Source organism: Streptomyces sp. NPDC048637 (assembly GCF_040650675.1).
GTDB lineage: Bacteria > Actinomycetota > Actinomycetes > Streptomycetales > Streptomycetaceae > Streptomyces.
The window spans coordinates 34,939-48,480 of record NZ_JBEZHQ010000018.1 but is presented as its reverse complement, the minus strand read 5'-3'; the positions used below and the strand labels follow the sequence as shown (position 1 = coordinate 48,480).

At 71.1% G+C, this 13,542-nt stretch carries 12 protein-coding genes and 1 riboswitch; of the genes, 7 read left to right on the top strand and 5 right to left on the bottom strand.

All coding sequences use genetic code 11. The features are described 5' to 3' along the window. Positions 1 to 141 precede the first annotated feature (141 nt). The 3 genes from AB0C46_RS22385 to AB0C46_RS22375 all read right to left on the bottom strand — a co-directional run bounded on the left by AB0C46_RS22385 (position 142) and on the right by AB0C46_RS22375 (position 3,441). Complete coding sequence (locus AB0C46_RS22385) at positions 142 to 1,080, bottom strand: 1-phosphofructokinase family hexose kinase (RefSeq protein WP_362829765.1); 939 nt, start codon at positions 1,078 to 1,080, stop codon at positions 142 to 144. 193 nt (positions 1,081 to 1,273) lie between these two features. Then, complete coding sequence (gene nagA / locus AB0C46_RS22380; protein ID WP_362829763.1) at positions 1,274 to 2,485, bottom strand: N-acetylglucosamine-6-phosphate deacetylase; 1,212 nt, start codon at positions 2,483 to 2,485, stop codon at positions 1,274 to 1,276. Further along, the gene (locus AB0C46_RS22375) at positions 2,485 to 3,441 is read right to left on the bottom strand and encodes an ROK family protein (RefSeq protein ID WP_362829761.1); all 957 of its coding nucleotides are present in this window, start codon (positions 3,439 to 3,441) and stop codon (positions 2,485 to 2,487) included. Before AB0C46_RS22375 ends, nagA begins: the two co-directional genes overlap by 1 nt. Positions 3,442 to 3,713: 272 nt before the next feature. Here AB0C46_RS22375 and AB0C46_RS22370 point away from each other — a divergent pair, with 272 nt between their 5' ends. From AB0C46_RS22370 to otsB, 3 genes are all read left to right on the top strand, one after another. Then, positions 3,714 to 4,937 (top strand): extracellular solute-binding protein, encoded by a 1,224-nt coding sequence (locus AB0C46_RS22370; protein WP_362829759.1) that lies wholly within the window; start codon positions 3,714 to 3,716, stop codon positions 4,935 to 4,937. A gap of 97 nt (positions 4,938 to 5,034) precedes the next feature. Continuing rightward, a complete protein-coding gene (locus AB0C46_RS22365; RefSeq protein ID WP_362829757.1) occupies positions 5,035 to 5,322 on the top strand; it encodes a DUF3263 domain-containing protein in 288 nt (95 codons plus the stop codon). 98 nt (positions 5,323 to 5,420) lie between these two features. After that, positions 5,421 to 6,332, top strand: coding sequence for a trehalose-phosphatase (gene otsB / locus AB0C46_RS22360; protein WP_362829755.1), 912 nt, complete (start codon positions 5,421 to 5,423; stop codon positions 6,330 to 6,332). A gap of 13 nt (positions 6,333 to 6,345) precedes the next feature. Here otsB and AB0C46_RS22355 read toward each other — a convergent pair whose 3' ends face one another. Together AB0C46_RS22355 and AB0C46_RS22350 are read right to left on the bottom strand one after the other, a co-directional pair. Continuing rightward, positions 6,346 to 7,869: a trehalose-6-phosphate synthase gene (locus tag AB0C46_RS22355; RefSeq protein ID WP_362829753.1), complete on the bottom strand. Its 1,524-nt coding sequence runs from the start codon at positions 7,867 to 7,869 to the stop codon at positions 6,346 to 6,348. A 49-nt stretch (positions 7,870 to 7,918) separates the two neighbouring features. Next, complete coding sequence (locus AB0C46_RS22350; RefSeq protein ID WP_362829751.1) at positions 7,919 to 8,881, bottom strand: glucosyl-3-phosphoglycerate synthase; 963 nt, start codon at positions 8,879 to 8,881, stop codon at positions 7,919 to 7,921. Between the two features lie 170 nt (positions 8,882 to 9,051). Continuing rightward, a riboswitch (SAM riboswitch) is annotated at positions 9,052 to 9,212 on the top strand. Between the two features lie 17 nt (positions 9,213 to 9,229). Between AB0C46_RS22350 and thrC the strand changes: the two genes are divergently transcribed. From thrC to groL, 4 genes are all read left to right on the top strand, one after another. Continuing rightward, entirely contained in the window at positions 9,230 to 10,510 is a 1,281-nt protein-coding gene (gene thrC / locus AB0C46_RS22345) for a threonine synthase (RefSeq protein WP_362829750.1), read from the top strand. A gap of 78 nt (positions 10,511 to 10,588) precedes the next feature. Continuing rightward, positions 10,589 to 10,867, top strand: a complete 279-nt coding sequence (locus tag AB0C46_RS22340; RefSeq protein ID WP_018089727.1) for a MoaD/ThiS family protein — start codon at positions 10,589 to 10,591, stop codon at positions 10,865 to 10,867. A 423-nt stretch (positions 10,868 to 11,290) separates the two neighbouring features. Beyond that, positions 11,291 to 11,494: a cold-shock protein gene (locus tag AB0C46_RS22335; RefSeq protein ID WP_003986833.1), complete on the top strand. Its 204-nt coding sequence runs from the start codon at positions 11,291 to 11,293 to the stop codon at positions 11,492 to 11,494. Positions 11,495 to 11,845: 351 nt separating this feature from the next. Further along, positions 11,846 to 13,471, top strand: coding sequence for a chaperonin GroEL (groL, locus tag AB0C46_RS22330; RefSeq protein ID WP_127152532.1), 1,626 nt, complete (start codon positions 11,846 to 11,848; stop codon positions 13,469 to 13,471). Positions 13,472 to 13,542: the final 71 nt, after the last annotated feature.

Sequence of the window (13,542 nt, the reverse complement as noted above, 5' to 3'; positions counted from 1 at the left end):
CCGCTCAACAACGGAGGCGTGTCACGTGGACGGTCGGTATCCCCACGACGGGGAACAACTCTTCGCCGGCCACGGTGTGCCCGGCGAGGGCACCAGGCCTGCTCTGCGGTGAACGGCCCGGCCGGTCGCCTGACGCCGGAGTCACTTCACCCTGCGCGTCTCCGGCGAAGGCGCTGCCACCTTGACTGTGCGCAGCAGCTCTTCATACGTCGCCGCATCGAACTCGCCCGCTGCCGGGGCCCGTACGGTCGCCGCGGACAGGGCCACCGCGCGGGTCAGGCGGTCCGGCCACGGCAGCTCGTCCACCAGGCCCGACAGCAGGCCGGCCACCGCTGAATCGCCGGCGCCGGTCGGATTGCCGGCGATCCGCTGCGGCGGGGCGGCCTGCCAGGCGCCGTCGGCGGTCACCGCGAGCATGCCGTCGGGGCCCAGCGAGGCGGCCACCGCATGGGCGCCGCGGCGGCGGGCGTCGCGGGCGGCGCGCAGCGGTTCGGTGCTGCCGGTGAGCGCGGCGAGTTCATCGGCGTTGGGCTTGGCGAGGTCGGGGCGGGCGGCCAGCCCGCGGCGCAGCGGTTCACCGCTGGTGTCGAGGAGGACCGGGACGCCGGCGCTGCGCGCGGCCCGGGTCAGCCGGGCGTAGACATCGACCGGCACGCCCGGCGGCAGGCTGCCGCACAGGGCCACCGCCCGTGCCTCGCCGAGCAGTTCGCGGTAGGTGCCCAGGAAGGTGTCCCACTCGGCGGGGGAGACGACCGGGCCGGGCTCGTTGAGCTGGGTGGTGTCTCCGGTGGCCGCGTCGGCGACGGCGACCGTGCGGCGGGTGGCGCCGATGACCGGGACCAGCGCATCGGTGACCTCGGTCTCCGCGAGCAGTGCGCGCAGCGCCTCGCCGGTGCCGCCGCCCGCGAAGCCGGTGGCGACCGTACGGTGGCCGAGCGCGGCCAGTACCCGGGCGACGTTCAGGCCCTTGCCGCCGGGGCGTTCGGACACCTCGGTGATCCGGTTCGTGGTGTGCGGGTGGAGCCGGGGGACGCGGTAGGTGATGTCCAGGGCGGCGTTCAGCGTGACCGTAAGGATCATGGTCGCCCCTCCGGGCAGTCATGGCCGGGCGGCCGGGCGTCGGGCAACCGCGTTCGGCGGTGGCATGCGGACAAGTGCGCGAGCGATCATGCCATCGTCGGTGGTGGTTGGCCCAGACCCGGTTCCGCCGCCGTAGGGTCCACGGCCTGCTGGAGGGGCGGCCGCCCACCTGCCCGGTGCGCGGGCGGAGCCCTCAGGCACCCCGCGGGCGCACCAGCCACTCGCCCCGGCGCATGACCCCCACCACGTCGTATGCCGCGTCCAGCACCACCAGGTCGGCGTCCTTGCCGGTCTGCAGGGAACCGGTGCGGCCGTCGATGCCCAGGAGGCGGGCAGGATTGGCCGAAAGCGCCTGTACGGCCTGGTCGACCGTCAGGCCGTCGAGGGTGACGGCGCGTTTGAAGGCGCGGTCCAGGGTGAGGGTGGAGCCGGCGATCGAACCGGCCGTGGGGCCTTCGCTGATGCGCGCGACGCCCTCCCTGACCTCGACCTGCATCGGGCCGAGCGGATACATCCCGTCGTTCATACCGGCCGCGCCCATCGCATCGGTGATGAACGCGACCCGCTCGGCGCCCGCCTCACGGACCGCCAGCTGCAGGACCGCGGCGTGCAGATGGGTGCCGTCGTTGATGAGCTCGACGGTGATCCGCTCGTCCTCCAGGAGCGCGGCGACCGGGCCGGGCGCACGGTGGCCCAGCGCCGGCATCGCGTTGAAGAGGTGGGTGGCGACGGTGGCGCCCGCGTCGATCGCCTCGCGGGTGGCGTCGTAGGAGGAGTTGGTGTGGCCGACGGCGGCGATCACGCCCGCGTCGGCGAGCAGCCGTACGGACTCCAGGCCGCCGGGCAGTTCGGGGGCGACGGTCATCATCGACGCGGTGCCGTGCGCGGCGTCGAGGAGCTTGCGGACGTCGGCCGGGTCCGGGTCGCGCAGCAGTTCCGGCTGGTGGGCGCCGCAGCGGTGCGGGGAGATGAACGGGCCCTCGAAGTGGATACCGGCCAGCTCGCCCTGCTGCACCAGTTCGGCGAGCACCGCGGCCTGCCGGGCGAGGTCGGGCAGCTCACCGGTGACGGTGGAGGCGAGCATCGAGGTGGTGCCGTGTCTGCGGTGGGTGTCGACCACCGTCATGCACTCTTCGGGGTCGGCGGACGAGAACGAGCCACCGCCTCCGCCATGGACATGGATATCGATGAAGCCGGGGACGATGAGGTGGCCTGAGAGGTCCATGATGCTGCCGGACACCCCGTCGGCCAGGTCGAGGTCCCGGCTGTGGACATCGCCGATGAGCCCGCCCTCGACGGTGATCCGGCCGTGCTCGACCAGGCCGGACGGCCGGGCGATCCGGGCGCCGGCCAGGATGGTGCGCCGGGGGTCCGAGGGCCGCTGCGCGGACTGTTGCTGTGCCATCAGGCGGTTACCTCCGTGGAGAGAAGATCCCGGGCGAGCAGTCCTGCGCCCAGGCACCCGGCGGCGTCCCCGAGGGCCGCCGGAACGATCGAGGGGAGCCGCTGGAACGTAACGCGCCGGCGGACCGCTTCCCGTAGAGGTGTGAAGAGCGTGTCGCCCGCTTCGGCGAGCCCGCCGCCGATGATCAGCGTCTGCGGGTCGAGCAGGGTGAGGCCGGTGACCAGACCGTCGGCGAGGGCGTCCACGGCGCGCTGCCACACGGTGTGCGCCCGCGCGTCGCCGGACGCCACGGCCTTGGCCGCATCCGCCGCGTTGGCCTGTGGATCGCCGCAGGCCGCCGCCCAGTCACGGCCGACCGCGGCGGCCGAGGCCAGCGTCTCCAGGCAGCCGCGCTGCCCGCAACCGCACTCGCGCCCGCCGGGCCGTACGACGATGTGGCCGATTTCGCCCGCGCTGCCGTGCGCACCGGCCTCGATCCGGCCGCCGATGCCGATGGCGCCCGCGATCCCGGTGCCCAGGGGGACGAACAGGAACCGGTCGGCGTCCCGGCCCGCGCCGATCCGGCCCTCGGCCAGGCCGCCGGTGCGGACGTCGTGGCCGAGGGCGACCGGCACTCCGCCCAGCCGTTCGGAGAGCAGCGTCCGCATCGGTACGTCCCGCCAGCCGAGGTTCGCGGCGTAGACGGCGGTGCCGGAGCGCTCGTCGACGATGCCGGGGACCGCGACGCCGGCCGCCGCGGCGGGGGCGCCGTAGCGGGCCGTGCCGAGGTCGCGGAGCTCGGCGGCGAAGCCGAGGATGGCCTCGACCACCGCGTCGGGGCCGTGCTCGCGGCCGGTGGGGCGCCGCGCCTCGTACAGGAGCACGGGCGGTGTGCCCCCGGAGGACGCGGTGTCCACCCCCACGAGGGCGGCCTTCATCCCGGTGCCGCCCACATCCAGGGCGATGACGTGTCTCACGGGAACAGTTTTGCGCGATCCGGCCTGAAAGGTCTAGTCCACTCACCGGGGCGATCGGGTCGGACGGGTGACCGGAAGGCCGCTGCCGGAGCGAAACGGGGGGTGGTGTAGACCTTGTAAAGAGCGCGGGGGAGACTCGCTGTTCATGCCGTTGGAGGGCGATCCCTGAGGCGGCCGGGGTAATACCCACCAAGCACGGAATTTCAGGACAAAGGGCGGTAACAGCAGTGCAGCGGCGGTACTTGAGCCTGGCGGCGGCAATCGCCACCACCATGACACTGACTCTTACCGGTTGCGGCACCGGCGCCGGTAGCGACGACGACGTCACTCTCAAACTGATCGCGGCGGACTACGGCGACAGCCGGTCCAACGGCTCCCAGCACTACTGGGACGAGCTCTCCCGCGCCTTCGAGAAGAAGAACCCCGGCATCAAGATCGATGTCGACGTCTACAGCTGGACCGATGTCGACAAGAAGGTCGAGGACCTGGTCAAGGACGGCCACGCCCCGGACCTCGCCCAGATCGGCGCCTACGCCGACTACGCGGCCAAGGGCCAGCTCTACAGCGTCGACAAGCTGGTCACCGTCACCACCCAGGCCGACTTCACCCCCTCCCTCGCGGAGGCCGGCGAATACAAGCGGGTCCAGTACGGCATGCCGTTCGGCGCCAGCACCCGGCGGCTCTTCTACAACAAGAAGCTGTTCGCCGAGGCCGGCATCACCTCCCCGCCGCAGAACTGGGACGACATCGCCCACGACGCCCAGCTGCTGAAGGCACGGGGCGTCAAGATGCCCTTCGCGCTGCCGCTCGGCCCGGAGGAGACCCAGGCCGAGACGCTGCAGTGGATGCTCAGCGGTGGTGGCGGCTACACCGACAGCATCGGCAAGTACACGATCGACTCGCCGGAGAACGTCAGGACCTTCAACTGGCTGAAGGAGAACCTCGTCGGCAAGGGCCTGACCGGCACCGACCCCGCCAAGCTCAACCGCGAGGACGCCTTCGAGGGCTTCACCGAGGGCAAGGTCGGCATGCTCAACGGCCACCCCACCCTGATGAAGCAGGCCGCGGCCAAGGGCATCGACTACGGCACGGTCGAGCTGCCCGGCTCCCACGGCAAGGCCAAGGCCACCATGGGCGTCGCCGACTGGATGATGGCCTTCAAGCAGGGGGGCCACCGCACCCAGGTCGGCAAGTTCCTCGACTTCGTCTACAGCAAGGAGAACGTCGAGAAGTTCTCCGGTTCATACGGCCTGCTGCCGGTCACCACCTCCGGCTCTCAGGCGATGCTGGCCGACGACAAGTACGCCAAGTTCCACGGCTTCCTCAAGCAGCTCGTCAACGCCGAGTTCTACCCGGCGAACAAGACCTCCTGGCCGCTGGTCTCCAAGACCGTCAAGGCGAAGATGGGCGCCGCGGTCGGCCCGAGGGGCAACCCGTCCGGCGTGCTCACGGACATCCAGAACACCGCGGACACGACGGACCAGACCGCCGAATGACGCGGTGCGGGCGGGGGCGCGGGCAGGCGCCCCGGCGCGGCGCGGCCGGGGCGACGGGCCGGGCCTTGTCCGACCGTGCGCTTATCGTGGAAGCGTGATGACGGGCGGTACGGCGGGTGCGGGCGGTCCGGGCGGCGAGCTCGGGGCCGCCGAGCGCGCCTCGGGGCTCTCCGCCCGGGACGAGGCGGTGCTCGCCGTCGAGCGCCGCTCCTGGCCGGGCCCCGGCCCCAAGGAGCGCGCCATCCGCGAACAGCTCGGCATCTCCCCGACCCGCTACTACCAACTCCTCAACGCCCTGCTGGACGACCCCCGCGCGCTCGCCCACGACCCCGTCACCGTCAACCGCCTGCGCCGCATACGGGACGCCCGCCGCGCCCGCCGCTGACCGGGCGCCCCGGCCGCCGCCCCGATGCGCCCGTACACCCCCCCGGCTGCCGCCGGAGGTACCCCCGGCGCCCGCCGCCCGCCGGTAGGGTCGGCGCCATGGGCAGCCACCCGAACGCCGCGCCGCAGTCCCAGCCGACACCCGGCTCCGTGCCGGTCCCGCACACCCCCGCCGGCCGCGACGGCCTCGCCGCACTGCTGGCCCACCCCGAACGCGCCGTCCTCGCCCTCGACTTCGACGGCACCCTCGCCGATATCGTCCCCGACCCGGAAAAGGCCCGCGCCCATGCCGGCGCCGTCGCCGCCCTCGGCCGTCTGGTGCCCCAGCTGCGCGCCGCCGCGGTGCTCACCGGCCGCCCGGCCACCGTCGCGGTCCGCCTCGGCGGCTTCGCGGAGGTACCCGGCCTGGACCACCTCACCGTCCTCGGCCACTACGGTGCCGAACGCTGGGAGGCGGCCACCGGCACCCTCCACGCACCCGCCCCGCACCCCGGTGTCGCCGCCATACAGGCCGAACTCCCCGGCGTCCTGGACGCCTCCGGTGTCTGGCACGGCACCTGGATCGAGACCGCCATCGAGCGCAAGGGCGGCCGCGCCCTCGCCGTGCACACCCGCCGCGCCACCGACCCCCAGGACGCCTTCGACCAGCTGCGCGGCCCGCTCACCGCGCTCGCCGAACGCCATGGCCTGATCGTCGAACCGGGCCGCCTCGTCCTGGAACTCCGCCCGCCCGGTATGGACAAGGGCGTCGCCCTCGCCGAATGGGTCCGCGAGACCGGCGCCGCCACCGTCCTCTACGCCGGCGACGACCTCGGCGACCTGGCCGCCTTCGCCGCCGTCGAAAAGCTCCGCTCCGACGGCCTCACGGGCGTCCTGGTCTGCAGCGGCAGCAACGAGGTCACCGAACTCGCCGAACGCGCCGACCTGGTCGTCGACGGCCCGGCCGGGGTCGTCGGCCTGCTCGGCGCCCTGGCGACCCGGCTGGACGAAAGCGGGGCGCACGGGGCGTAGGCGGGGACGCGCCTCAGGCGGGCGGCGAACCCTCCTGAGCGTCCTCCCCCCGCAGCTCCCGCAGCTGGTCCAGGAACCACCGGGCGGGCGGCAGCGCGGTGGCCGCCGCGGCCAGCCGCTCGGTGCGCGCCGCGCGCTCGCCGTCGTCCATCGACAGCGCCTCGTGCAGCGCCTCGGCGGTGCCGACGACGTCGTACGGATTGACGGTGAGGGCATGCGCGCCGAGTTCCTCGTGCGCGCCCGCCTCCCGCGACAGCACCAGCACGCAGCCGGCGTCCGACACCACCGGGATCTCCTTGGCGACCAGGTTCATACCGTCCCTGATCGGGTTGACGAGTGCCACGTCCGCGAGCCGGTAGGCGGCCAGCGAGCGGGCGAAATCGTCCTTGACGTGCAGCAGGACCGGCTGCCAACCCGCCGTCCCGTATTCGGCGTTGATGGCCTCGGCCACCCGCTGGACCTCGGCGGTGTAGTCGCGGTAGACGGCGAGATCCTGGCGCGAGGGATAGGCGAAGGCGAGGTGCACCACTCGCTCGCGCCACTCGGGGTGGTCGGCGAGCAGCTGCCGGTAGGCGAGCAGGCCGCGCACGATGTTCTTGGAGAGTTCGGTGCGGTCCACACGGACGATGGTCCGGCGCCCCGGCCCGCCGATCTCGGTACGCAGCGCCGCCATCCGCTCCTCGACGTCGGGGCGGTGCGCGCGCTCGCGCAGGAAATCGGCGTCGGCACCGAGGCCGTGCACACCGATCCAGGTCGTGCGCGCCTTGCGCTCCGGCACGAGCGCCACGATGCCGGGCGCCCCGTCCTCCGGCCGGACGCGCTCGCACTGCCCGCCGAGCCCGGTCTCGGCGCAGGCCACGAAGTTCTCGGCCCACCGCCGGGTGAGGAAGTTCGCCCGGTCGGCACCGAGGATGCCCAGCGCCAGCTTCCGCTGGATGTCGTCGGGCAGCATCGCGAAGTACTCGGCGGGGGCCCACGGGGTGTGGGAGAAGTGCGCGATGCGCAGATCGGGACGGCGCTCGCGGAGCATGCCGGGCACCAGCGCCAGGTGATAGTCCTGCACGAGGACGGCCGCGCCGGGCGCCGCACCCTCGGCCAGCGCATCGGCGAAGGCCGCGTTGTACGTCTCGTAGGCCGCCCACTGCGCCCGGAACTCCGCATCGAAGACCGGTTCCAGCGGGGTCTGATAGAGCATGTGGTGAACGAACCACAGCACCGAATTCGCGATGCCGTTGTAGGCGGCGGCATGCACCTCGGCCGGAATGTCCAGCATCCGGACGCGCTGTCCACCCGTATCGCCCGGCTCCAGCACACCACCCGTCCGCCGCACGGCCTCCCGGTCGCCGTCACCGAGCGCGGCACACACCCACACCGCATCCGTCTCGGGCCCGATCGCCGACAGCCCGGACACCAGCCCACCACCACCCCGCTTGGCGGTCAGCGTCCCGTCCTCCCCCAGGCCGTACGACACCGGCCCGCGATTGGACGCGACAAGAACCTCAGCACCTGCTTGCACCGCACTGCGCTCGGAGACCATGTCGCGAAAGTAACCCGCCACAGATCCGCGCAAACGTACGGAGCGCGGCTCACGCCGCCCGTCGTGCCGCGTACTCCGGGATTTCGGCCATCGGGGGGCGTTCCTCGGTGTCCACGTCCGTCGTGCGGGGGACGAAGCCCTCGTCGCCGCGGTCGAACTGGGTGAGCCGGGGGCGGACCAAGTGGCCGCGGGTCAGGCGTAGTTGGGCGGTGCGGTAGATCGCGGCGGCCATCCGGCCCAGGGCCTGGCCGTCCTGGTGGCGGTGTCTGCGTACGCCGACGTCCACCTGGGCGAGGGCGTCGAGGCCGACGGTGTGCAGGGCGTCGACGAGCAGGCCGAGCTCCACGCCGTAGCCGACCGGGAAGGGCAGCAGCTCCAGCAGGGAGCGGCGGGCCGCGTACTCGCCGCCCAGGGGCTGGACGAAGCCGGCCAGCTGCGGCCAGTGGAGATTGAGGAGGGGGCGGGCGACCAGCTCCGTCACCCGGCCGCCCTGGCCGGCCCCGGCGCCTTCGCCGCCGGTCTCCAGCGGGCGGTCGTACATCGCCTTCACGAACTGGATGTCCGGATCCGTCAGCAGCGGGCCGATGATCCCGGAGACGAAGGCGGGGGAGAAGTCGCGCAGGTCGGCGTCGATGAAGCAGATGATGTCGCCGGTCGTGGCCAGCAGGGAGCGCCAGAGCACCTCTCCCTTGCCGGGCAGCGCGGGCAGCCGTGGCAGGACGCTGTCGCGGGGTACGACCCGGGCGCCGGCCGCCGCCGCGACCTCGGCGGTGCGGTCGGTGGAGCCGGAGTCCAGCACCACCAGCTCATCGACGAGCGGGACCGCCTCGGTCATCAGCTCGGCACGGATCACCGCGACGATCGCCCCGACCGTGGCTTCCTCGTCGAGCGCGGGCAGCACGACACTGACCGTACGGCCCGTCTGGCGCTTCGCCTCCAGCAGCTGCCCCAGCGGGCGGTCCGCGGCGGACCAGGAGTGGCTGCTCAGCCAGCCCTCCACCTCTTCCAGCACGTCTACGACTCCTCGGTCGCCGCCCGATCGGCGGCCTGTGTGATCCATCTCGCGGTTCGGACGACTATCTCAACTGTCAGTGCCTTCGGTTACAGTCTTGAACAACGCGGATGGCCGTCGCATGTCGGGGTCCGCGCCACAAACGCCTGGGTTTCGGCCCAGCGCCATACCGCTCATCCAGAGGGGCAGAGGGATACGGCCCGTTGAAGCCCCGGCAACCCTCCAGCCGGTCTTGCCGCCAGGACGCTGACGTCCCGCGCGCGTGAGGCTCCCGGCTAGGGAAGGTGCCAAATCCGTCTCGCGACGAGATGCGCCGCGAGGAAGATGAGGAGAAAGGGCCTCGCCTCCATGGCTGTGCAAGTCACCGAAAACACCCCCGCCGTCGCTCTGGGTCCCGCCGCAGCCCTGTCCTGCCGCGAGTGCGGACAGCGCTTCCCGCTCGGCCCGATCTTCGCGTGCCAGGAATGTTTCGGGCCGCTCGAAGTCGCGTACGACCTGCCGAGCGGCGACCCCGAGAGCCTGCGGAAGCAGATCGAGGCCGGCCCGAACAGCATCTGGCGCTACGCCCCGCTGCTGCCCGTCCCCACCGACGTGGCCGAGAAGCCGAACCTGAACCCCGGCTTCACCAACCTGGTCAAGGCCGACCGGCTCGCCGCCGAGCTGGGCGTCACCGGCGGTCTGTACGTCAAGGACGACTCCGGCAACCCGACGCACTCCTTCAAGGACCGCGTCGTGGCGATCGCCGTCGAGGCCGCCCGCGCCTTCGGCTTCACCACTCTCTCCTGCTCCTCCACCGGCAACCTCGCCGGTGCGGTCGGCGCTGCGGCCAGCCGGGCCGGTTTCCAGTCCTGCGTCTTCATCCCGCACGACCTGGAGGCCGGCAAGGTCGTCATGGCCGCGGTCTACGGCGGTGACCTGGTGGGCATCGAGGGCAACTACGACGACGTCAACCGCTTCTGCTCGGAGCTCATCGGGGACCCGCTGGGCGAGGGCTGGGGCTTCGTCAACGTCAATCTGCGGCCGTACTACGGCGAGGGTTCCAAGACCCTCGCGTACGAGATCTGCGAGCAGCTGGGCTGGCAGCTCCCGGACCAGATCGTCATCCCGATCGCGTCCGGCTCACAGCTCACGAAGATCGACAAGGGGCTCAAGGAGCTGATCGCCCTCGGCCTGGTCGAGGACAAGCCGTACAAGATCTTCGGTGCCCAGGCGGAGGGCTGCTCGCCGGTGTCCACGGCCTTCAAGGCCGGGCAGGACGTCGTGCGCCCGCAGAAGCCGAACACCATCGCCAAGTCGCTGGCGATCGGCAACCCGGCCGACGGTCCGTATGTGCTCGACATCGCGCGCCGTACGGGCGGTGCCGTGGAGGATGTCAACGACGAGCAGGTCGTGGACGCCATCAAGCTGCTGGCCAGGACGGAAGGGATCTTCGCGGAGACCGCGGGCGGCGTGACCGTCGGCGTGACCAAGAAGCTGATCGAGGAGGGTCTGCTCGACCCGTCCCTGACCACCGTCGTACTCAACACGGGTGACGGCCTCAAGACACTTGACGCGGTCGCCCCGACCTCCGGGCCCACGGCCACGATCCGTCCGAACCTGGACGCGTTCCGCGCGGCCGGCCTCGGCTGAGGCCGCCGGCCCGTCCGGTGGACGAGGCCGCGCCACAGCCCCCCGAACTCGTACTCCGTATCCCTGGAAGGCAGAACCATGAGCGTCAAGGTCCGCATCCCCACCATCCTCCGCACGTACACCGGTGGCCAGGCCGAGGTCCCCGCCGAGGGCGCGACCCTCTCCGAGGTGATCGCCGACCTGGAGCAGAACCACCAGGGCATCGCGGCCCGTGTGCTGGACGACGCCGGCAAGCTGCGCCGCTTCGTGAACGTGTACGTCAACGACGACGATGTGCGCTTCGAGCAGGGCCTGGAGACGCCGACCCCGGACGGCGCCGGCATCTCGATCATTCCGGCGGTGGCCGGCGGCTGCTGATTTGCGCCAACTCTTCTCCTGCATGACCGGAATTGCCCCGTCCGCCAGAAAGCGGACGGGGCAATTCCGTGTTGTGAAAGGAGATACCATTGGGGTGATCCCCCTCCGGATATCACCGTGAGCGTGCCGAACGCATATGTGTTCGCGACCAGTTGTGTCCAAAGTGTGGGCGGTATTTGTCGCCTAGGTGCGCTATGCCCGGCCCGACTTGCCCTGGAGAACCGGGATTTCGCCGCATATTGCCGATTCTCCGGCGCCAGATTTCTCGTCCGATTGACCTGTTGCTCTGGGCATCTGTGCAGATACATTCAGCGGCGGTCGACGCGTTCCGGCGCACACCCCACGGGCCTTTCGCGGGGTGAGGTCTGACCCGGGTCCGCGGAGTGCGGTCCTGCGCAAGGGCCAGTAATAGGGGAGTTAGGCATGGCTCAGGGCACCGTCAAGTGGTTCAACGCGGAGAAGGGGTACGGCTTCATCGCGGTCGACGGTGGTGCGGATGTTTTCGTCCACTACAGCGCGATCCAGATGGACGGCTACCGCACCCTTGAGGAGGGTCAGCGGGTCGAGTTCGAGATCTCGCAGGGCCAGAAGGGGCCGCAGGCGGACATGGTCCGGGTGGCCGGCTGAGGCGCCGACCAACTGCTGCGTGAGGAAGGCCCGTACCCCTGAGGGGGGTACGGGCCTTCGGCTGTGTGCCCCCGGTCGGCCGCCCTCCGCCGTCAGCCGGGTGGGCGGGACGCCATCCGGGCGCTTGCACTCGCACCCCACGAGTGCTAATCATTGGCGTTAGCACTCTCCCAGTGAGAGTGACAAAGAAGGACCGGGTCGGTGAGGCCCGTAGGCCGCGTGGGGCAAGGAACCACACAGGTCTGCAGGCCGTCCGTCGCGGGCGCCAGCGCGGTCCGGAGCAATCCTTCCCCAAGCTCTCAACTGCGTTCGAGCAGGGGAGACCCCATTAGTCCGGGAGGACCACTTCACATGGCCAAGATCATCGCGTTCGACGAGGAGGCACGGCGCGGTCTCGAGCGCGGGATGAACCAGCTCGCCGACGCCGTCAAGGTCACCCTCGGCCCCAAGGGCCGTAACGTCGTCCTCGAGAAGAAGTGGGGCGCCCCCACGATCACCAACGATGGTGTTTCCATCGCCAAGGAGATCGAGCTCGAGGACCCGTACGAGAAGATCGGCGCCGAGCTGGTCAAGGAGGTCGCGAAGAAGACGGACGACGTCGCCGGTGACGGCACGACGACCGCGACCGTCCTGGCCCAGGCCCTGGTCCGCGAGGGCCTGCGCAACGTCGCCGCCGGCGCCAACCCGATGGCCCTCAAGCGTGGTATCGAGCGTGCCGTCGAGGCCGTCTCCGCCGCCCTGCTGGAGCAGGCCAAGGACGTGGAGACCAAGGAGCAGATCGCTTCGACGGCCTCCATCTCCGCCGCTGACACCCAGATCGGCGAGCTGATCGCCGAGGCCATGGACAAGGTCGGCAAGGAAGGCGTCATCACCGTCGAGGAGTCCCAGACCTTCGGTCTGGAGCTGGAGCTCACCGAGGGTATGCGCTTCGACAAGGGCTACATCTCGGCGTACTTCGCCACCGACATGGAGCGTATGGAGGCGTCGCTCGACGACCCGTACATCCTCATCGTCAACTCCAAGATCGGCAGCGTGAAGGACCTGCTGCCGCTCCTGGAGAAGGTCATGCAGTCCGGCAAGCCGCTGCTGATCATCGCCGAGGACGTCGAGGGCGAGGCCCTGTCGACCCTGGTCGTCAACAAGATCCGTGGCACCTTCAAGTCCGTCGCCGTCAAGGCCCCGGGCTTCGGTGACCGCCGCAAGGCCATGCTCGGCGACATCGCCATCCTCACCGGTGGCACCGTCATCTCCGAGGAGGTCGGCCTCAAGCTGGAGAACGCCGGTCTCGAACTGCTCGGCCGCGCCCGCAAGGTCGTCATCACCAAGGACGAGACCACCATCGTCGACGGTGCCGGCGACAGCGAGCAGGTCCAGGGCCGCGTCAACCAGATCCGTGCCGAGATCGAGAACAGCGACTCGGACTACGACCGCGAGAAGCTCCAGGAGCGTCTGGCGAAGCTGGCCGGCGGCGTGGCCGTCATCAAGGCCGGTGCCGCCACCGAGGTCGAGCTCAAGGAGCGCAAGCACCGCATCGAGGACGCCGTTCGCAACGCGAAGGCGGCCGTCGAGGAGGGCATCGTCGCCGGCGGTGGCGTCGCCCTGCTCCAGGCTTCCTCGGTCTTCGAGAAGCTGGACCTCGACGGTGACGAGGCGACCGGCGCCAACGCCGTGAAGCTCGCCCTGGAGGCCCCGCTCAAGCAGATCTCCGTCAACGGCGGCCTTGAGGGCGGCGTCGTGGTGGAGAAGGTGCGCAACCTGGCCGTCGGTCACGGTCTGAACGCCGCGACCGGTGAGTACGTCGACATGATCGCCGAGGGCATCATCGACCCGGCGAAGGTCACGCGCTCCGCGCTGCAGAACGCCGCCTCCATCGCGGCGCTCTTCCTCACCACCGAGGCCGTCATCGCCGACAAGCCGGAGAAGGCCGCCGCGGCGGGCGCTCCGGGCGGCATGCCGGGCGGTGACATGGACTTCTGATCCTCTGGATCAGAACGCTGATCCTCTGGATCACACGTCCACACGTACGTCGGGGCGGCACCCTCCTCTTG